Origin of the sequence: Secundilactobacillus paracollinoides DSM 15502 = JCM 11969 (genome assembly GCF_001311135.1) — a bacterium.
Taxonomy (GTDB): Bacteria; Bacillota; Bacilli; order Lactobacillales; family Lactobacillaceae; genus Secundilactobacillus; species Secundilactobacillus paracollinoides.
Genome location: NZ_BBAG01000010.1, coordinates 1 through 19,595, shown reverse-complemented (window position 1 = coordinate 19,595; position 19,595 = coordinate 1). Strand labels below are relative to the sequence as shown.

Annotated in this window: 24 protein-coding genes and 1 pseudogene; 16 read left to right on the top strand and 9 right to left on the bottom strand. The window is 45.9% G+C overall.

The window, feature by feature from the left end; genetic code table 11:
* Position 1 precedes the first annotated feature (1 nt).
* Positions 2 to 448, top strand: coding sequence for a 6-carboxytetrahydropterin synthase (locus JCM11969_RS05590; RefSeq protein ID WP_082409194.1), 447 nt, complete (start codon positions 2 to 4; stop codon positions 446 to 448).
* Entirely contained in the window at positions 445 to 1,977 is a 1,533-nt protein-coding gene (locus JCM11969_RS05585; RefSeq protein ID WP_162231453.1) for a TIGR03766 family XrtG-associated glycosyltransferase, read from the top strand. Before JCM11969_RS05590 ends, JCM11969_RS05585 begins: the two co-directional genes overlap by 4 nt.
* Before the next feature lie 67 nt (positions 1,978 to 2,044).
* On the opposite strand, the gene JCM11969_RS17600 is transcribed toward JCM11969_RS05585, so the two are convergent.
* From JCM11969_RS17600 to nrdJ, 4 genes and pseudogenes are all read right to left on the bottom strand, one after another.
* Positions 2,045 to 2,188, bottom strand: coding sequence for a hypothetical protein (locus tag JCM11969_RS17600; protein WP_156319266.1), 144 nt, complete (start codon positions 2,186 to 2,188; stop codon positions 2,045 to 2,047).
* Positions 2,185 to 2,745, bottom strand: coding sequence for an EAL domain-containing protein (locus tag JCM11969_RS05580; protein ID WP_054709235.1), 561 nt, complete (start codon positions 2,743 to 2,745; stop codon positions 2,185 to 2,187). The genes JCM11969_RS17600 and JCM11969_RS05580 overlap by 4 nt, the downstream gene beginning before the upstream one ends.
* Positions 2,746 to 2,954: 209 nt before the next feature.
* Entirely contained in the window at positions 2,955 to 3,491 is a 537-nt protein-coding gene (locus JCM11969_RS05575) for a cob(I)yrinic acid a,c-diamide adenosyltransferase (protein ID WP_054709234.1), read from the bottom strand.
* A 270-nt stretch (positions 3,492 to 3,761) separates the two neighbouring features.
* A pseudogene (gene nrdJ / locus JCM11969_RS05570) lies at positions 3,762 to 6,012 on the bottom strand (ribonucleoside-triphosphate reductase, adenosylcobalamin-dependent).
* 487 nt (positions 6,013 to 6,499) lie between these two features.
* Between nrdJ and JCM11969_RS05565 the strand changes: the two are divergent.
* The 4 genes from JCM11969_RS05565 to JCM11969_RS17595 all read left to right on the top strand — a co-directional run bounded on the left by JCM11969_RS05565 (position 6,500) and on the right by JCM11969_RS17595 (position 9,109).
* Entirely contained in the window at positions 6,500 to 7,009 is a 510-nt protein-coding gene (locus tag JCM11969_RS05565) for a lipocalin-like domain-containing protein (RefSeq protein WP_054709232.1), read from the top strand.
* A gap of 253 nt (positions 7,010 to 7,262) precedes the next feature.
* Positions 7,263 to 8,018, top strand: a complete 756-nt coding sequence (comA, locus tag JCM11969_RS05560; protein WP_054709228.1) for a phosphosulfolactate synthase — start codon at positions 7,263 to 7,265, stop codon at positions 8,016 to 8,018.
* Positions 8,019 to 8,041: 23 nt separating this feature from the next.
* Positions 8,042 to 8,692 (top strand): histidine phosphatase family protein, encoded by a 651-nt coding sequence (locus tag JCM11969_RS05555; RefSeq protein WP_054709225.1) that lies wholly within the window; start codon positions 8,042 to 8,044, stop codon positions 8,690 to 8,692.
* A 276-nt stretch (positions 8,693 to 8,968) separates the two neighbouring features.
* Positions 8,969 to 9,109, top strand: a complete 141-nt coding sequence (locus JCM11969_RS17595) for a hypothetical protein (RefSeq protein WP_156319265.1) — start codon at positions 8,969 to 8,971, stop codon at positions 9,107 to 9,109.
* Between the two features lie 117 nt (positions 9,110 to 9,226).
* Here the strand turns inward: JCM11969_RS17595 and JCM11969_RS05550 are convergent, their stop codons facing one another.
* From JCM11969_RS05550 to JCM11969_RS05540, 3 genes are all read right to left on the bottom strand, one after another.
* Entirely contained in the window at positions 9,227 to 10,366 is a 1,140-nt protein-coding gene (locus JCM11969_RS05550) for a hypothetical protein (RefSeq protein WP_054709224.1), read from the bottom strand.
* 156 nt (positions 10,367 to 10,522) lie between these two features.
* Positions 10,523 to 11,080 (bottom strand): YbhB/YbcL family Raf kinase inhibitor-like protein, encoded by a 558-nt coding sequence (locus tag JCM11969_RS05545; RefSeq protein WP_054709223.1) that lies wholly within the window; start codon positions 11,078 to 11,080, stop codon positions 10,523 to 10,525.
* An 85-nt stretch (positions 11,081 to 11,165) separates the two neighbouring features.
* The gene (locus tag JCM11969_RS05540; RefSeq protein ID WP_054709221.1) at positions 11,166 to 11,561 is read right to left on the bottom strand and encodes a transcriptional regulator; all 396 of its coding nucleotides are present in this window, start codon (positions 11,559 to 11,561) and stop codon (positions 11,166 to 11,168) included.
* Positions 11,562 to 11,907: 346 nt separating this feature from the next.
* Here JCM11969_RS05540 and JCM11969_RS05535 point away from each other — a divergent pair, with 346 nt between their 5' ends.
* The 7 genes from JCM11969_RS05535 (at position 11,908) to JCM11969_RS05510 (ending at position 15,390) form a co-directional block, all read left to right on the top strand.
* Positions 11,908 to 12,552, top strand: coding sequence for an ATP-binding cassette domain-containing protein (locus tag JCM11969_RS05535; RefSeq protein ID WP_054709219.1), 645 nt, complete (start codon positions 11,908 to 11,910; stop codon positions 12,550 to 12,552).
* A 61-nt stretch (positions 12,553 to 12,613) separates the two neighbouring features.
* Positions 12,614 to 12,829 carry a hypothetical protein gene (locus tag JCM11969_RS05530; protein ID WP_156319264.1) on the top strand — a complete coding sequence of 72 codons (216 nt, stop codon included), beginning with the start codon at positions 12,614 to 12,616 and terminating at the stop codon, positions 12,827 to 12,829.
* A 3-nt stretch (positions 12,830 to 12,832) separates the two neighbouring features.
* Positions 12,833 to 13,129, top strand: a complete 297-nt coding sequence (locus JCM11969_RS05525; protein WP_156319263.1) for a hypothetical protein — start codon at positions 12,833 to 12,835, stop codon at positions 13,127 to 13,129.
* Between the two features lie 113 nt (positions 13,130 to 13,242).
* Positions 13,243 to 13,416: a hypothetical protein gene (locus tag JCM11969_RS17590; protein WP_156319262.1), complete on the top strand. Its 174-nt coding sequence runs from the start codon at positions 13,243 to 13,245 to the stop codon at positions 13,414 to 13,416.
* A 215-nt stretch (positions 13,417 to 13,631) separates the two neighbouring features.
* The gene (locus JCM11969_RS05520; RefSeq protein WP_054709211.1) at positions 13,632 to 13,973 is read left to right on the top strand and encodes a helix-turn-helix domain-containing protein; all 342 of its coding nucleotides are present in this window, start codon (positions 13,632 to 13,634) and stop codon (positions 13,971 to 13,973) included.
* Positions 13,974 to 14,087: 114 nt separating this feature from the next.
* A complete protein-coding gene (locus tag JCM11969_RS05515; protein WP_054709209.1) occupies positions 14,088 to 14,765 on the top strand; it encodes an ImmA/IrrE family metallo-endopeptidase in 678 nt (225 codons plus the stop codon).
* On the top strand, positions 14,755 to 15,390 hold the full coding sequence (locus JCM11969_RS05510) for a hypothetical protein (RefSeq protein ID WP_054709206.1): 636 nt from the start codon (positions 14,755 to 14,757) through the stop codon (positions 15,388 to 15,390). Before JCM11969_RS05515 ends, JCM11969_RS05510 begins: the two co-directional genes overlap by 11 nt.
* Positions 15,391 to 15,442: 52 nt before the next feature.
* Here the strand turns inward: JCM11969_RS05510 and JCM11969_RS05505 are convergent, their stop codons facing one another.
* A complete protein-coding gene (locus JCM11969_RS05505; RefSeq protein WP_054709203.1) occupies positions 15,443 to 15,766 on the bottom strand; it encodes a hypothetical protein in 324 nt (107 codons plus the stop codon).
* A 459-nt stretch (positions 15,767 to 16,225) separates the two neighbouring features.
* Positions 16,226 to 17,236 (bottom strand): type I glyceraldehyde-3-phosphate dehydrogenase, encoded by a 1,011-nt coding sequence (gene gap, locus JCM11969_RS05500; protein WP_054709200.1) that lies wholly within the window; start codon positions 17,234 to 17,236, stop codon positions 16,226 to 16,228.
* A 395-nt stretch (positions 17,237 to 17,631) separates the two neighbouring features.
* Here gap and JCM11969_RS05495 point away from each other — a divergent pair, with 395 nt between their 5' ends.
* The 3 genes from JCM11969_RS05495 to JCM11969_RS05480 all read left to right on the top strand — a co-directional run bounded on the left by JCM11969_RS05495 (position 17,632) and on the right by JCM11969_RS05480 (position 19,522).
* Positions 17,632 to 18,063, top strand: coding sequence for a CopY/TcrY family copper transport repressor (locus tag JCM11969_RS05495; RefSeq protein ID WP_054709197.1), 432 nt, complete (start codon positions 17,632 to 17,634; stop codon positions 18,061 to 18,063).
* Positions 18,064 to 18,348: 285 nt separating this feature from the next.
* A complete protein-coding gene (locus JCM11969_RS05490; RefSeq protein ID WP_202813401.1) occupies positions 18,349 to 18,819 on the top strand; it encodes a Panacea domain-containing protein in 471 nt (156 codons plus the stop codon).
* A gap of 391 nt (positions 18,820 to 19,210) precedes the next feature.
* Entirely contained in the window at positions 19,211 to 19,522 is a 312-nt protein-coding gene (locus JCM11969_RS05480) for a Panacea domain-containing protein (RefSeq protein ID WP_369523198.1), read from the top strand.
* Positions 19,523 to 19,595 lie beyond the last annotated feature (73 nt).

Genomic DNA, 19,595 nt, shown 5'->3' with positions numbered 1-19,595 from the left:
TATGGGAGAAGAACGACAGTATCATACCTACAAGATTAAGTCATATGTGAATGCCAGCCACGCGATGCGGTGGGAAGATGGCGAGGGTAAAGAACATAATCATACGTGGGAGATCGTCTGTGAAATCCACAGTTTGAACGATCACATGATCATCTTTAATGATTTGGAAAACACGATCAAGGACATCCTCAATAGTTTTGCTGGGAAGTTTTTAAACACGTTGCCGTATTTTAAAGACATTAATCCAACAGTTGAAAATGTCACGGTATGGTTATTTGACTTGATATCGCCAGCCTTGCGTGAGGAACAGGCGAAACTGATCCGAATTGAGGTCAGTGAATCACCTACCGGGCATACTGTATATCCGTTCGAGACGACGAGTAAGGGAGTGGCATATTGGCCAAACTATTCCGATTTGGAAACCGATGTTTGCAGAGTATATTTTTGATTTTTATCTTTGCGACACTGCTGTTTGCGGTGACATCACCGAACCTTATCTTAGGTGATAATAAAATAACGGGTGCTGGCACAACTTTGTTTACAACGGGCGTCTTAATTGTTTTTGGCGGCATCGTTATTTGCTATCAGACCTACCCAAACTTTCAACGTCTGTTATGGACGGTGTTGGTGCGGCATGCGCGAGTGACTGCAGCACTCTTTTTTGTTGCGGTTGTGATTTGGCAGGTCGTTTTTGTGCTTAGCTTTCATCCGGTAATTGGGTTTGACGTGGGGGCTGTTCACCAAGCTCTGACGGATACGAAAACTCCTGATATCGTCGCCTATTTTAGTTTGAACTATAACAACATGCCGCTACTATTAGCGCAACACGCAATTGCCCAGGCGGTAGGGTCGACATCCTGGCTTCTTTTTGATCTAGTAACGCTCATTTTAGTAGATATTTCGGCTCTTTTGAATATTGTGACCATTTATGTGATCGACAAAAAACAAACCACGACGGCGCTCTATATTCACGCGATGTGGCTGTTACTGTTTCCAATGATCATCGTGCCCTATACGGATGCTTGGGTGCTCCCGTTTGTTTCTGGTTATTTTTTGGGTTTTGCGATGCTCAATAAAGCGTCGTTTGATTGGACGTATCGCAGTTTAGGCGCCATCCTGTTTGGTCTTAACGCAGTGTTGGCTTATATGATGAAACCGTCTGCTATCGTGGGCGTTATTGCTATTGTAATCGTCGAATTGCTGTACATGTTTCATCCGCGAAAACACGTCTTGACGCCAAACGAGGTCTGGCGCGGATTTGCTTTGCTCATTTTGTTTCTTGGTGTTACCGGTGGCAGCTATTGGACGTTTAATAAACTAAATAATGAACAGTCATATATCGTATTGCAGAAAAATCGTGAAATTCCGGCGATTCATTTTATGGGCATGGGTGTTTCAGGTGACGGCGGTTATAATCCAAAGGATGCGCTAAAAATGGCAGAACTACCAACTGTTAAAGCGCGCTCGGACTATTCAAAAAAGGTTCTGATCAAACGATTGAAGGCAAAGGGCGTTCTTGGGTACGCCAAGTTTTTGGTTAAAAAGCAGCGAAACGATACTGCTGACGGGACTTTTGCGTGGATCAAAGAAGGGCACTTTATTAATGCTGATCCGGTGCCAAACGAAAAGGGATTTGCTGGCACGTTGCGCTCGTTTGTGTATCTGTATGGGTCACGTCTCGGCGATTTTCGGTTTTTTGCGCAAGTTACCTGGGTCTTATTGTTGACGATGGTGGCGTTTGGATGGCGTGATAAACGTAAATTCAGCCAAATATGCCGGCTGGCCATCATTGGCGGCATGGTATATTTACTGTTATTTGAGGGTGGTCGGAGTCGATATTTAATTCAATTTCTGCCGAGCTTTTTGATGCTGGGTACCTTAACCGGTCAGCAGGCCTTTTCGATGATTCACGGTTGGTATCGCCGAGCCTTTCCAAAGTGGGAAACTGTTTTAAAGAAGAAAACTAGTACCGATTAAATATTCTACTGTACGCAAAAGCGCCATGACAGCTTGTCACGGCGCTTTTACGTGTTTTTAATTTTCATTACGACGCCCGATGATGCGGCAAAATAACCTGATCATCCGCTGGCAACAACCCCGGTCGGTCCAGATAGTACCCCTGAATCAGATCAGCTGGATAGTCCTTCAACAGCTTTAATTCGTACTTCGTCTCAAAGCCCTCGATCACAAACCACTTATGCTCATCATCAGCATCTTGTGCCAGTAAGCTAGCTTCTTGGTGATCTCATGGGGGTCGTGCGATTCGCGAAAGTTCTGCATCGCAAACTTGTATTCAGCAAGGTTGTTGTCTAATAATTCTGCAAACGGTGGGGTGTTATTGCCGGTGCCAACGTCATCCAAGACAACGTAGAGGTGATTGGCCTTAAACCCTTCCGCTGCTTCGACCAGTTTAGCGTTCGCAATCTTTGGCGCACACGGATGTTCCGTCAGTTCAACGAACAGCCGTACCGGCGCAATCAGCTCCTGAACCTTCGGCAGATACGTTTGATAGGCTGGGTCGACAAATTGGTCAGGGTCCAGGTTAAATGCTACTGAGGTGACCGTTTTTGGCATTGGCCGGATGGTCTGCACCAAGAGGTTTGCCGTTTCGTATGCTGTGAAGGCTTTGAAGTCATCCGGAAAGACCCACTTATGATCCACACTTTCCCGGAGAAAGAGTTCATAACCCTTGATCGTGTGATCAGTAGCAGTGAATTGGGGTTGGCCGAAAAATCGAATCATCATATCAAGACTTCTTTCTAAGAATTGACGGGTTAAATAGGCTGAATACTACTATAAAACATTATGGTTATACGTATATCTTTTAAATTAATGTTAGCACTATTTTGGACATCTTTCAAATAGTGTCTGCTGTTCCTGTTTTAGACAAAGAAACCCGCGGTCATTGCACATGATCAGCGGGTTTCTTTGTCTATTGATAGCACTCTTAGAATCTAAGCTTTACTGCGGTTTTCGTCGTAGCCTTCAAGGAAGTTGGCATACCGGGCCAAAATGAACAGATAATCGGATAACCGGTTCAAGTATTTCAAAATTGGGGCGTCGAGTTCCTGTTGCTTATTGCTGAGTTCGACCGTTTGTCGTTCTGCTTTTCGCGCTAGGGCACGAGCGTACTGCAAGCTGGAACCCGTTTGCGTCCCACCAGGTAAAATGAAAGCCTTGATGACGGGCAGCTTGTCGTTGAGTTTGTCGATCTCTTCTTCAAAGTGGGCGACTAGCTCTAACGTAATGTTATGGTGACGCTTGACGATGATGTCGGCTTGGAGTTCATACAAGTTGCGTTGGATGTCCATCAGTTCCGGCTTCATTTCCTCAGCCTTTGGGGAGAGGGTAGCGATGACGTAGCCTAACCATGAATCAAGTTCGTCAATGGCGCCTAGTGCTTGAATTTGTAGATCGTATTTGGGAATCATTTTGCCGGATACTTGCTTGGTGTAGCCTTGGTCGCCGACTTTGGTGTAGATTTTTACCATGGTGTTGCCTCCTGTTTTGTTGGGTTAGTTTAGTAGAAAAGGTCTGAAATACTGGATTTCAGACCTTTTTTGGTTTGCAGTTTGGTTACTTTGGGATGGTACTTTTTGTGATGAGTAGTGTTGGCTACGGCTGTTGACTTTTACATAGCCGAAACGTGTTCCGCAAGGCTGAGGGCTACTGCGTAAGCCAACTCTGGCACAAATGCCAAGTTCGGGCATTTCTGCCAGAGTTAGCTTACGGTCCGCCCTCAAAACGCCTTGCTCCACACTCTACCTAATTGGGCAAGCCCCACCCTCACAATCCGTTTGGCCGACCAATTCAACATCTTTTTGATCATGGTTGCCATTCTGTTCTGCGAAGACCGTTGCCACGTCGCCGTGGATCTCTGTTAGCTTTTCTTCGTAGACATCCTTTGCGATGGGTTCCTTAGGTGCTTGCTGGAAGGCGTCGCCCGCGTATGGCAAGAGGGACGTTGACTTCGTTACGAAGCGGTATTGGCGCATCAATGGGCTGATTTGGGTTGCTTCTTCTGGTTGGAACGTCACGGTACAACTGACCGCATTATCTGACCAGTACGTCTGCAAGAAGGCCTGAGTTGCGAACTGTTCAGCCATCGAAACGTTACCAGCTGAGGCGAATTCACTACTGTCGGCGTGGGCTGCCCGAACTGGGAATTCCACACAAACGGTGTTCTTGGTGTAAACGTCTGGTTCCATGAAATAGCCGCAAGCTTTCAACGCTGGCAACAACGGGTCAGAGTCTTGGAACCGAATCCGTTGAATCAGGTAGTTAGAGTAGTGGAAGTGCATCCCTTCAGACACACCAGCCAACTTCGCAACAGTCCCTGATGGCTTTACGGTCGTGTGCTTGATCGATGGGGCACAGTCAAGGGTTTCTGAGTAGTACTTGTCAGCAGCAACAACGGCCTTGTACAGCCCGTCAACGCGGTCAATAGCGGCCTGGTCGTATACGGGTTGCTTGATCGTTTCGCCAGTCACAGGGTCAGTAGCGTCCTTGAAGCCAGTCACAACACGGTGGCCGAATTCCTTTAAGATCCAGTCTTGAATCCCGGACATTGAGATCCCGATACGACGGTTCTTTTCGATGACGTTACGCGAAACTTCCCAATCGTATGGGCTGAAGGTGACCCGCTTTGAGAAACGTGTTCCCAACGCAAAGGCTTCTTTTAAATCCCAGCCTTGTGCAACAGCAACTGGTGGGAAGACTTCAAACAGGTTGCAAGGTTCACCGTTTGCGAGTGAAATTTCACCACAGGGTTAGTGCCTTCAACGTTGCCATCAATGGCTTCTTGACGACCATCGATAGCTCGACCGAAGTTCTTTGAGAGCTCCAGGTTCACGATACCAGGTTCACCGTTGTGGGTAATGGAATCAGCAATGGCGTCGTAATCAGTCTTAGAACTGTCCACGGCAACACTGTTGTTGGATGCCCAACGGTGGTGGTAAAGCTTATCTTGATCCTGCTTCATCGTGATGAACGCATCGTCGTCAGCAGAGCCCAAGGCTAATTCAGCTGAACGACGAACGTTCCCAGCCACGACCGTTTTCCCAATCAAGTTTCCAAGGTCGGTACAATCAACGGAGGACAGCTTACGGCCAGCGTGGTCGTTCAAGATGGCATTGATGTCCGTTAACATTTCAATCAGTGGCATTGGGCCGGAAGCAGTCCCGCCGAAACCGTGAATTTTCGCACCCTTTGGTCGGATGTCGCTGACGTCTAGAATCAGGTTCTTTTCGTGGTCAGCGTTGGTCCCAAAGAAGTGCAGGTCGATCATGTTGGCGTTGGCGAGGATCCAGCCTTCGCGAGTGTCAGGCAGCTTGTAGTAGCGGCCGTCCGTGAGGCTGTGACTTGCGAGCCAGTCTTCCTTGTCAACGGCGCCAAGTTTGATTGACTCATCGTGTGAGGCGCTGTCCCGTGACACCAAAATGGTCATGTTGATGGCCTGATCAACGGCTGGAATCTGCTTTACGTTGTCCTGAACAACGGAGAAGCCGACACCGCCGCCCTTCATGAGTTGGTCAAACATGAAGGAATATGGCATTGAAACCGCGTCCTGATCATGATCAAGGTAGTCGGGCACAATGTGGCTGTCGCCGTATGGTTGTGGGCGCACGCCGATGAACCAGCAGTTGTTGAGGGAGTCACCGTTACGCTTCTGGTAGTCGGTCCCTGAGATCCACAGGTTCCGGCCAGATGGTGTCGCAGAAAGCCCGTAAATGAGTTTAAACAATTCTTGCGCTTCGTTAGTCAGTTCTTCGTAGACTTGAGGATCCAGGTCGTCCTGGTGTAACCGCGGGTCAAGGTTGATGTTTCCTTCAACCACGCGCTTAACGGTCTCGTCCCAGTTCTCAGTCCTTTGTTTATCGTCGAGATAACGGGCGTATGTCCGCTTGTAGGTGACCCAGCCTAAGGGGCCCCAGTGAGGTGTCACAGTTTTTTTACTGATTCAATGAAGTCATCTGACAACTGAACCAGGATTTCATGTTTAAGCATTTGCATACGATATGTACCTCCAAAAATCTGTAGTGAATACTATATATAGTATCTTCATTTAGACGGAATTTCAATATATAGTAGCTAGACAGGTCTCCGGCTAATCACACAAAACGGCGATAGGACGGGAATTTAAGGATATTCCAAAATTTGAAGTTGGGACACCAGGGGTAATCTGTCGCTACTTGATATTGGGGATTGACATCTATGGGTTGGGGGTCGCGACTTTGCTGAACACAAGTGTTCACGTGGATTACCAGCAAATAAGTTGAATTTGGTGGTTTGTGAGATGGATATTCCACACGTATATATAGGATGATTATCGAGTAGTATGATACGTATTTTGGGGTAGGGTTAACACTGTGTTTGATGGTCTTTAAGCAGAGGTCAGATCCTGATCGGTCAGTTAAAACACTTCTATGATATACTGCTTTTAAAAAGAGACGACCACAACAGGTAGTGGGTGACCGTATCGGTGGCTGGAGGTAGCAGGATGAACGTGGGGAAACGACTTGAAACAGGACGGCAACTATTTTTAAAACGGTATCGCAGTGATCGGCGCATTCAGGCCCTGACTTGGGTCATTATCGTTGTGGTCATACTAGGTATTGGGGTGCACCTTTACCATCGCACGCCGAAGCGGCAACCTGTGCGTCATAATCCCTGGTACTTTCTAGTGGGGACGCCCGCCAATGAGCTGCCGTCCGCCATTGAAAAGCACAATAGTGGCGCTAGTAAGCTGGTTTTTAATAAGAACGGAGAATTCACACAGACGGCTGCAGATTACTCGAGTGATCCGGATTCGGGCACCTGGCAAGTGGATGGTAAGACGCTACAATTGAAGGAATCGCTAGGTCAGACGACACGCGCTAATATTGTTTCGGTGAAGGGTATTGCTGGCGGGTATCGGTATGCGGGGTATAAGTTGACGCATGTTCGGATGACCGCTGTGGATGGCAGCGATACGTCGGCGGCGACGGTGTATTTGGTGTATGAGCGGTAGGCCTCTGAGCTTGTACATATTAATTATGCATAATAAGAACAATCACTGATAGATCTGATTCAGACAAAACACAGGTGCATTAGGTGATTTACATTTTCTATCACCCAACAAAAAATTCACCCATAATAACCTTGAACATAATTCCAATACTGTTTTACACTAGAACATACGAATGAGCGTTTTAAGGCCCAGTTAATCTAGCGTCATTAAGCTTGGACGATGCACAAAAACGACACTAACGGAGGCTACAGACATGAAAGCATTTGAATTTCTGGAAAATAAATCCCAAACACTCGGCAAGACGATGGTTCTGGACAAGGGGCTGGGTTTAAACGAAGTGGACGACCTGATTGCCACTGCGGGTGACTACATGACCTTTGCGAAGTTTGGCTGGGGCACGGCTGCCACGATGGACCGCGAGTTGATCAAGGCCAAGACTGCCAAGTACGACGCTGCGGGAATCATTCCTTATCCTGGTGGGACGTTGCTGGAAGTTTCAGTAGCTGCCGGTAAGTACGACGCCTTCTTGGATGAGGCGAAGAACCTTGGCTTCAAGGGTATCGAAGTCAGTGATGGGTCGACAACGGTTGATTCAAGAACGCGTGGCGAACTGATCGTCAAAGCCAAGCAAGCTGGGTTCTACGTGATCTCCGAAGTCGGGAAGAAGAATCCGGAACTTGACCACGACCTGACACCTGCTGAACGGGTGGCTTTGATGAACGAAGACCTGAAAAACGGTTCCAACTACGTCATCATCGAAGCGCGTGAAGCCGGCAAGAACATTGGTATCTATGACGCCAACGGTAACATCGTGGCCGACGAGCTGGATGCGTTAACACCAGACGGCATTGACCACATCATTTTCGAAGCACCGCTTAAAGGGCAGCAAACAGCGCTAATTTTGAAATATGGCCCACAAGTAAACCTTGGTAACATCGCGCACGATGAAGTAACTTCGGTGGCAACGCTGCGTCGCGGACTGCGGGCTGATACGGTCGGTAAAGTTTAAACAGTAGTCAAACGGAGGGTGTCATGAAACGGATCTTTATTGTGCGTCACGGCAAAACACAGTGGAATTTGGAACACCGACTTCAGGGGCGGTATGCGGATAGTGACTTGTTGACGGATGACCTGACCCCGTATCAGCAGGCAGCGGCGTATTTAGATCAGTATCGCTACCAGGTGGTCTTTGCGAGTCCAATTAAGCGGGCGATTCACACCGCGCAACTGGTGACGGACAACTTCACGCAGCCGGTACCAACCCTGCAGACCAATGCTGGCCTGGCGGAATTGACGTTTGGTGACTGGGAAGGCAAGTCCAAGGATGAATTGGTCGCGGAACAGCCCGCGTTGTTTCGTAAGTTGTCACAACGAGTTAATACTCCTGAATTAGATGCCATCGGTGTGGAAAATTTTGCGGCCGCGCGGGCACGGTTTGCGCAAGCCATTCGCGAGATTGGGGAGCAGCTTGGCCCCGATGACACCGCGCTGGTGTTTTCCCATGGCGGCATTTCTCAGCTTGGCATCAAGGAACTGACTGGAAATGAGCATCTGCTGGGACTGAAAAATCTGTCGACGTCCATTGTGGCGTTGCGACCAGACGGCGCGTTTCTGGATGTGTATAATCAGACTGCGTATTTGCATGATGTGGATCTGAATGAAGGTAACGTGTCGATTATGTAGCACGCTATAAAAGCTTTTATTAACAGTACATCTATTAAAAAATGAAAAACGGATTAATTGAGAACATCTCGGTTAATCCGTTTTAAAATAGTTTAAGATACTTATGTTGAATTAATTGGGAATCTGAGTCCTGTTTAAAGAGATGACAGACAAAAAATGCAATTAACAATAAACATGCAGATTATTTAAACAATTTTGGGACAGAAAATACTGAGCAACACGCCAAAGAACGTGTATGGGTTTTCAATGAATCACAGGTAGGAATGGTGATAGAAAATGGCAAATGACTATCTAAAAGATGATGAGATTGCCGCTGAGGACGTTCAGCATACAATTGATCAAGCGGTAAGTGGCAGAGACCGGGATGAGGTTTCGAGTTTTAACTCTGTTACCGCGTTAATGAATGATAACGAATAGGACCGAGCGGATCCTGCCTAAAAGAACCTTATCGCTAGAAAATGATGTGCTAGCGATAAGGTTCTTTTAGCGATTAAAGGGTTTAGATTTCGAAACCAAGAACTTGCTCACTTAAAACTATGATTTAAAATCCGGCAAGTCCGCAAACGCATCACTAATCAAAAAGTAAGCGCCATCGTCACCGGCACTCGTCAGCAATCGCTGTGTTGTTAATCGCTGAAACACGCGTCCTAAAATTCTCGACAACCGTTGTGTTGCCTCAGCCTGGTCGTCTTGAGTTTCACCAACGATCTCAGCCAACCAAGCCGCCGTTTCGGTGACGGTAATCAGGTCACCTGGCGTATGGTCGTGCAGGTACAGCGCAATCAGGCCACATTCGATCGGACTGATAAAAATCGGGTGCGGGTCGTTCATCGGTCGCTTGGTCAGCCCAGTAGCAAACGGTTCGATGAGTTTCCGGCCATGGTTGCGTGACCACTGCTGGTAGGGCATGTACCGCTCAGTCAGCCATTGTTTGTGGGTGAGTTGGCGGGCTTTGATGGTGCTATCTAGCGTTTGCTCCTTGGCCCGTTTTTCAGCAGCAAAGCGCGCCTCTTCCTGCTTGATCTTTTGTTCGTAGGCTTGCTGCTCTGCCCGTAGTTCTTTTTCCTGTTTGGCCCAAAGTTTTTGCTGTTTCGCTTGTCGCGCGTCATGTTCAGCCCGATCCTGTTCAGCCTGTTTGGTGGCTAAAATCAGGTTATAGTCATCCTGAAAGTCTGCCAGCCAACTGTCGTAGGGTGGTAGGTCGTTATCGAGAAACCGCTGGATCTGCTTGCTGCGACTGGTGTTTTGTTTTTGGATATATGCAATAAAATCCTCATCTGGGAACTGGTCACGGTGGTGCTTATACAAAATTTCATCCAGGCCCACATTGAACTGGTGCGCGTGACGGGCGACTTGACCGGCCAACTTATCGGAAATGCCCATGTGCATCGCAAAGTGGGTAGACCCCAGTTTGTGCGTTTCATGGGTCTCGGCGTCTTCGATGACATACTGGTTCTTGAGTTTTCGCCCGCATTCGCAACGCAATTGCTGGTTAGGGTTGTGGTTGAGCGCAATCAAACGCCATTGGTGGCCATCCGCGAAGTCCTGGTTTAAGAAGAGGCTTTGCGCAAAATGGAAGATGTTGTTTTGCAGGAAGTTGCGTTGGGCGTCTGTGAGTTCGGCATCGTAGGCGTCACGGTCTTCCTTAGTGAGGAGATATTTTTTGTTGAGCATGCGGCGCACCTCTTTTAACAGTGATGGTTATTTGGTATCAGTGTAGCACACTGCGGTAAGGTTAGGGGACAGGCAAAAGTACTATTTTATTTTAGAACAACCATTCAATAAAACAGAAAAAAGATGGTCCTCCATAAAGAGCACCATTGTTTTAACTTATTTATCCGCAGCAATTTTACGTTCATACGAAAAGTTCTGAACCGTTTGGTCAATCACGAGATCATCCAGCTTATTCATCACGTCAGCGAGATCAAATTCACCTTGCTTGAAACCCATGGCATCTTTTAACGCGTACACGTTCAGTCGGTAGTTATGCGTGCCAAACCGTGGGCGCGGGCCCGTGTAGTGAGTCTCCAGATTGATGTGGTTGTCATAGGTGTCCCACTCTGGGTCGGTGCGTTGCTTCATTGCTGAATGATTGGAATTGCGGCCCTGGGGAGCCAAAGTCGTTTGGCTAAAATCGGCTGGGAAATCGACTGTATCGCCCGTTACGGGGAAGTCTGCCATGACCCAGTGGATGTAGGTGAAGCCGAATAGCTTGATGGTATCGAAATCCTGCAGGGTGACGGCCAGGTACTTGGTGCCAGCTGGGATGTCGGTCACGCCGAAGGGAAACGAGCACGGGTTGATGCCGTGCGTGAGTTGCGACGCGGTCACGTTGCAGCCGTATTCGTCTGGGATGGTGAAGGTGGATGATGCACTGGTGATTTTCATGGTGGGGGGCCTCCTATTTATATTACAGTTTATTTATTTTGTTTCTCATTTCTATCGCGGCCCTCATTATACGCCGTGATGTCGGTTAGCGCACGTTAAATTGATTTGCGATTGTACGCAATATTCGCTCCTGTTCATCTGTTTGTATCCTTTGATTCGTTTCCATTTGTGTTATCATCGACGGTTTATCGTTAAGCATTTCTGCAAATTGGCCTACTGACTTATTTAATGACGCCCTAAGGAGTGTGATTTGCGTTGGCGAGAGGTAGTGTTTTCTGGCACGATAAACAGCAAAGTCTGTTCGTAGGTTCTCCATTGGATCTTCAAAATCACCCCAAAGCTCGCCCTCACTGTCCTTCCAGTAGTGGTGTGTCACTCGTAAATCAGTGATATCACCAACTGGAACGACTTCTGGTAAAATCACTTCAGTATAGGTTGATGTCGTTCCTGTTTCAGAATTATAGAATTCTTTTTGAACCATGGTTATTGGCCTCACTTTTTAAGGTTGTTCAGAGAAGTAGATAAGTCCTTTTTGCAATAATATAACGTATTCATTTACGCCATTAACTATTTTGATACTTTTTGTCTACAAAAAATTACAATCTCTAATAATTACTTAAAATTATCAAGTAATTCGATACCAAAATTATATCAAGCTGCTTTCCAAAAATAAGTATTGTAATGTAAGCGCCATTTTAGGATAATAGAATATGAACAAATGAACTTAACAGACTATCAATAAATCCTCAAGCATTTTGGCGTAACACTTTAGTTTTACTTGAGTATTTAGGTGGCGCAGTTAAGCACAATTTAGGAGATTTTCGGGGATGTCGAATGTAATTAGACTCACTGGGTTTAAGCTGTTTGGGCACGCGTTGTTCGAGGACGGGACAACGCTTACGCTCCACACGGATGGGCTGCCAGGGAGAGAATATCAGTCCAGAACGGTGCAGTTCAACGCGCGGTTGCGCTTGAACCGGGTCGTCGGGCTTGTGGGCATTAACGCCACGGGCAAGAGTACGTTGCTCGAACTGTTTCAAGGGTTGAACGATTTTTATCTGGGGCAAAAACCAATCAATCAAACGGTGTTGCAGCGCGCATTATGGACACAGGAAGATGAAGTTGCGGTGACCGCTTATTTGGCAACGGATGACGATCAGCGCTATGTTGTGAAGACGCGGTTTGTGCAACAGAGCGGCCGCGGTGCGCTAGATTTGCAGGAAACAACTGAGTGGGTCGTGGACAGTGAAGAGGTGTATGCGAAGTCCAGTGCGGATGATTCGGCCGCTAAACTGGTTGGGTCATCGCAGAACCGCCACGTGGCGCGAATGAAACAGTTGGTTGACCGCACACAGTTATCGACGGATGGGCAACGGCTGCTGGCACCCGGGATTCCGTTTTCCGGGTCATCGTGCCTGAAGCGCAACCGGTTCCGCTGGTGCTTGTCGGGGAAACGACCACGACGCACGTGAAGCTCTTTGGCGATCAGGTGCCTACTGAGCTCCTCGCTACATTGACCCGTCGATTGCCTCGTTGTCGTTTATTCGCGACGATGCCGGGCGGGTGTTGAACGATGTGCTCGTCTATAAGACCGGGCAACAGGTGGTAGTGAACCAATTTTCTGAGCTGGTCCACTATCTGTCGGACGGCACGATGCGCAGTTTGGTACTGTTTTACGCATGTATGGACGTGCTAAAAAGTGGTGCCACGCTGTTAGTTGATGACATCGAACGGCAGCTGGACCAGTAGCTGGTGCGCGATTTGGTTGACCTCTTTTCAGATAGCACCATGAACGTAAACGCAGCGTCACTCGGGTTTACGACCCATGATATGCCACTCTTGGATGATTTGAAGCGCGACGATGAACTGTATGTGCTGACCCGTGATGAGCAGGTCAGGGTGTTGCGGTTGAGCGATGATCACCCGCGTGGTGGGTCAAGAACCGGGCAAACGCCCCGGCAACAGGTGAAGGGGACGGCGCCGAATTTTATGGCTTATTTGGATTTGAAAGCGCTTGTTCAGAAGTTGAATCAGCGGGGGAAGAAGTAAGCAGGTATGGATAGTATTTCCCCAAAATTGGCGCTATTTTAAATGTAGCGAGCAAAATAGTGTTTTTTCTGCCGGGATTCTATATACTGCTGTTATTGAACGGGAGGATAATCTTGGACAAAAAAGAATTGAATGATCATAAAGACGATTTAGTTAATCCAGCTTATCTAGATGAAGACAGTCCCGAAGGAAAAAGATTTTTAAAGGAACATAAGGAACGTGTTTTTAAGCGAGTATATTCAGATCCAGTAATTATAAAGACATTGGAAAGACTTTCTAAAATTTGATGGGTTATCAACTTTTAACGCAGGCAATCACTGTTGAAGTGGTTGCCTTTTATTTTTATCTAAATGGGATCAGTGATACAGGATAGTTGCGCTATCGGAACTGACAGGGCACTTCGTTTATTAACAATTAATCATAATTGTTGTTAATATTAACAGAATTAAGTATACTAAATTTGAGGAAACACCTAATTTAGCACAGAGTTGGAGGCAAGCAAATGAACAGCCAAGTCATTATTGATAATATTCGAAATTGGTTGACACAAAACCAAAAATCCCAGGAGTGGTTGGCAAATCAGCTAGGGATTACACCAGCACTGCTAAGTCAAATTTTAAATCAAAAACGTAAGCTTCAGACAAAGATAATTTTAGAGCTGCCGGCTATTATGGGGATGTCAATTGAATTGATTACCCAAAATACAGAGGAACAGGCAGATGTAACACCCCAAATTCAGCTTCGAGGACACTTAAGCAAGCCGGATTCTGAGGATAAAATAGATGCCTTATCGTGGGATATCCAGCGGTACGTATCGCTTTTGGAGGCCAAGCAAAATGTCTGAAACCATGATTAACGCACAAACCTTGCTGAAATTATCGCTAATTATGCCGCTGAATCGTTCTTATCCCAGTATTTAAATCCTGATATTTTTATTGGGTCTGAAATTGAAACCATTTTGGGTGAACAGACCACTTTAATTTATCAAAACGTTGATGATTCTAGTTATTCTGGTGCCGCCATTTTGTACCAGGGGCATTCATTTGTAGCACTTAACACGCACCAATCATTGAGAAATCGCTATTTTAGTGCGGCCCACGAACTTTGGCATTTATGCATTACCTCTGATCTCCTTGGTACTTCAGCCGACATTCTCCGCGATCAAGCTAAACGGACAGGCTTTGATACTGAGCGCGCGGCAGACCACTTTGCAGCTGCAATTTTAATGCCACAAAACGCAATACGGCTTAGTTGGCATAAGCTTGTTCGGGAAAGTGATGATGACGGTCAGCTCAAACGAGCAGTTATTAGAATTGCAAATGTTGCAGCAGTGCCATATGTTGCTGTGGCTAGACGATTAAGTGAACTAGGTCTCCTAGATAATCCAAAAATCGTAAAACTGACAGAAAAAAAGTGGCAGGACTTTCTTGCCACTACAGATTTTCCGTTAAGTCCCTTAGATCAACCAGTTATCTTTGAAAAGTTTGCTGCGTTCGCCCATTTAACGGATGATTTAGTTGAAAAAGGACAACTATCCTTAATGGAAGCAGCTAACCTGATGACGAACGTGGAACCAGAGCGTGCAAAGCAGTATCTTGTACAGCATAGACAATCGGCGGACTTAGATGATGATTAGACAATTTGAGGTGGCATTTATCGACACAAATATCCTTCTTTATGCGGCCTTTTTTAAAAAGTATTCTGTGTTTGATTGGGTTGATGGGCTATACAAAGAAATCATTATTCACAGAGTTGTACTAGATGAACTTTTAACTGAAAGAGCCTATATAAATGCCGAAATTGTTAAAAGACATTGGAAAATTTTTGATGATAGGTCTTTGTCTGAAGCAGAGTCCAGCGTCTACAAAAACTATGTTCACATGGTGCAAGCTGGATTTAAAAAGGTTAACCGAAAGCGACAAGTAGCAGGAAAAAGGGTAAAAACAACCGCAAATCGCGGAGAAATTGGCTCAATTGCAGCTTGTTTATTGACCGATACACCGTTAATTTGTAGTAATGACTTTGACATTCGTGAGGTTGTGTTGGATCAAAATTATGCCTACGTAGATTTGTATGGCGAGGAACATTTAATAATCCAGGATAGTCTTGAAGACTTTTGTTTTTATTGTGTTCATGACCTACATGTACCAGTATCGCATGTCCGACAGTTTCTAAAGTCCACTTTTGAAAACCAGAAATTACGTACGCATGCCCTCAAGTCCTTTGATGACCGAATAGATAGTGACGCTTCGCTATTGTAAATACCAATAACCAAAAAGGACCGGCTTTTGTGCCAGTCCTTTTTAAATCTAATCAGTATTTTCCGTTAGCATAGCCATTATAATCATGGCTAACCTTATGACTCTTAATAAAGTCAAACCAGGAACCGCCTTGATACCCACGGACAACAGTGACCTTCTTACCAGAAATCCTGCGTGATGTTAGGCTCATCCCCTGTTCAGGGAAATCGCTATTGGTTCTGTTTTTCAGCGTTGCCTGTAACGTGAAATATTTCCGACCAGCAATCGTACCGGTTCGCTTATATGCAAGCTTTCCAGCGGCAGATTTACTTGATGATTTGATTGTTTGCTTGTAATCTGGCCCGCTTAACGTTGCGGTATGCGCAGTAATCGTCAACTTATCCCATTTTTTTGCCCAGCATAACGGTAGTAGCTTCCTCGCAAAGCGGTGGGCGTCGTTCCGGAATAGCTGGCTGCATGGGCAAACTTACTGTTTGATTGACTTATTACACCAAACGTGACAAAGACTAGGCCTGTAATTAAAAAACGTGATGTAACTTTCAAATGATCATCCCCTTAATAAATTGTGCTCCCTCGGGGACATCATACAGGATAAGCAACCAGTTACACAAGGAAAATAGTGCGATTTACTTATCGTATTATAGATATAATACACAGTGATCCATAAATCAGGGGACGATGATTCTAAAATAAATAAAATTCAAAATTTTCAGTTGATGACTCTTAATTCCTGAAAGCACAGCAGCTGTTTACGTTAACCACCAAAAAAGGCAACCACCAACCAGGTGATTGCCTTTACGCATTCAAATCCTAAATCAAAAGCATCAAAGCAGACTTACTTTTCAGCAAAAGCCTTAGCAGTCCGAACCATGTTTGAGACAAACCCGTATTCGTTGTCGAACCAAGTAGCGGTCTTAACAACTTGGAAGTCGCCGTTTGAGGTAACTTCAGTTAGGGTTGGATCGAACACGCCCCCGTGGGTGTCGCCGATGATGTCGGATGAAACGATGCTGTCTTCGTTCCAACCGAAGGAATCGTTGCCGTCAGTGTGAGGCTTGATGGCGTCGTTGATCTGATCGGCGGTAACGCCTTTAGTATCTAGGACGGAAACCAATTCGCAAACGGAGCCGTCAATGACAGCAACCCGTTGTGCGTGGCCTTGTAAATGACCGTCCAGTTCTGGAATAACTAATCCGATAGCCTTCGCAGCCCCAGTTGAATGAGGAATCGTGTTGGCAGAGGCTGTCCGGTTAGGCCGCAGCTTCTTGCCCTTTGGTCCATCGAGAATCATTTGGGAACTGGTGAAGGCGTGGATAACCGTCATGGTACTAACTTCGATACCGAAATGTTTGTTTAAGAAGTAAGCCATTGGTGCCAGGGCGTTGGTGGTGCAAGACCCAGCTGAGATGATCTGGTCGTCGGCGTTGATGGTGTCGTCGTTGACACCGTAGACGATGGTCTTGATTGGGCCGGCAGGGGCTGAAATTAAGACCTTCTTGGCACCAGCGTTGAGGTGCTCCTGGGACTTTTCAGCACTGGTGTAGAACCCGGTACATTCGAGAACGATCTCAACGCCATTTTCTTTGACCCAAGGAATATTGGTGGCGTCACGTTCGGCGTAAACGCGGAACTTTTGGCCGTCGATGACAAGTGAGTCTTCGGTGGCGGTCACGTCGTATGGCACCGTCCCGTGGGTGGTGTCATACTTGAACAGATAAGCTAACATGGATGGGGTGGTCAGATCATTAATGGCGACCACTTCAGTGTCGGGGTCCTTCAATTCAAGAATCCGACGTAACACCAAACGACCAATCCGACCGAAACCGTTAATACCTACTTTTACCATAGTCTCTATCTCCTCCTTGTGAGTGCTCGGGGTAATTTCCCTTAACTGTCATTATACGAATAAACTAATTGTACACAAGACATTAGCTCACAAATGTGAAAAATTGGTAAGTATGCGTCATATTGAAAGACATCTGTTTAAAAACTGATGAAACACTATTGGTATACCCCCGACTACAACAGCCGATAATGATGGATATCGTTTCCCACGGGTCTCACGACTAACTGGGGAACTGCTGGATTTCACAAAGTCTGTCACCCAAAAAGTTGGCACTTTTCAGCCCAATTGCGGTAAACTAGATACCGGACATCTTGTCGGAAACTGTTTTGTTGACAACTGTAAACAAAACGCGTTACACTACCCGTATGAATACCGATAAAAAAGGAGGAACCACCATGGACGAAACAAGAGTCGCCGAGATCTCACCAGCTGAATGGGAAGTCATGCGCATCGTCTGGACCAAGGGCGGCGCATACAGCCGCGAGCTGATCGACATGCTGCAGGCGAAGCGCGACTGGTCCGCCTCCACTGTCAAGACGCTCCTGCGGCGCCTTGTGAACAAGGGCATGCTGGAGACGACCCGCGAAGACCGGCGCTTTAAGTACGACGCTACGATTACCGAGTCCACCGCAATGAACAGCACTGCGGAACAGCTGTTTGATAACCTCTGTGCGATGAAGCGCGGGAAAACGCTGCTGGATTTGGTGGAGAACACCACGTTGAGCCAGAGTGATATTGCTGCGCTGCAGGTTAAGCTGGCTGAGAAGGCGAAGAGTGCGCCGGAGACGATTCAGTGTGATTGTTTGCCTGAGGATTGTGAGTGTTAATTGAATGTGGATTTGGGCGTTGCTGTGGTGCGGTTTGCACTGAGTAGCGCCTTTTTTTGTGCTGATTTCATGCTAAATCAATCGTTGATTGTTATAATAGTTAACGGGATTAATTAAAAGGTAAATAAAACATATCATCAATTTTTCGTAGTTAGTAGTTAATAGATAAGACCAATCACTAGCACTTTAGGCTTTTATAAAATGACAATAAAATGTGGCTGATTGCGTCTGGAATTTTTAGGAAAAACTTATTTTTATCGACTAATAACTACAGGAGGATTTATTTTGATCAACAAAACCTACACAGCGGATGACACGGCAAATTGGTATTTATCTAGAAATTCAATGTCACGACAAAAATTGCAGAAGATGGTTTATTACGCGTATGCCTGGGTGCTGACAGTCAATAATGAAGATGTTGCACACCTCAATAACCGATTATTCAGCGAATCAATTATGGCCTGGGTGCATGGTCCAGCAATTCCGACACTTTCACGGCAGTACCGTGAATTTGGGGATAATGTTATTCCGCTACAGGAGGATAGGGTCTATTTTCCTTCTGAAATTTCCGAAGTATTACAGGAGGTGCAGGATATCTATGGCCATCTTAGTGAGGACCAGTTTGAAAGTATTGCTCATGAGGAGGACCCTTGGCTTTTAGCGAGGAGAGGGTTAACGCCTGCAGATACGGGGCATGCGATTATTAGTGATGAAAGTATTTTTAACTACTATGTTCAGCAGGCAGAAGTCTATTGAGTGCAAAGAGGGTTAAGCGTCGTCTTGCGAATAAATATAAAGAAGCGGTGGTTGATTGGTCTGGCTTTGCCAAGGGACGCAGATTATTTACAAAACCTTTACGTGAACGCCATCAATACTTTACATTTCATTAGTATAATTTTAGTTATATCAGTTCAGGTAATTGTTGCGGGTTATGGCTTGTAAAACGCCACAACATTACTTAGTATGTAATTGAAGGTGTGAAACTATTGTTGTGAAACAATAGATTGGAGGGAAAATCATGGACACAGGCTATGCAGTCGAGGACATTGCTGATTGGTTTTTAAACAAAGAATCAATGAGTGATAAAAAATTGCAGAAACTCACTTACTATGCGGTTGCATGAGGCTGGGCATTATTAAATCGGTCGATAATCAAAAACGATGAATTTCAAGCCTGGGTGCACGGACCTGTTTCTCCAAAGCTTTATGCAAAGTACGGATGGAATCCAATTCTGATTCAAAATCGGCAACTTACGTTTGATAACCAGGTCAATGATCTGTTGGAATCAGTTTGGTATACGTATGGGAACAAGACTGCTAATGAACTTGAAGCATTGACGCATACTGAAACGCCGTGGCAAAATGCTAGGCGCGATTTTAAACCAAATGAAAACAGCTCTGTGGTGATATCAACAAAAGATATGCGTGAGTTTTATTTGAGTATCTACAGCGGTGACTAGTGATGAGTAAAAAACATAAAAAATTGACTGTAGACAGAAGTACGAAGCAAAATTTCAATCCTATATTAACTGA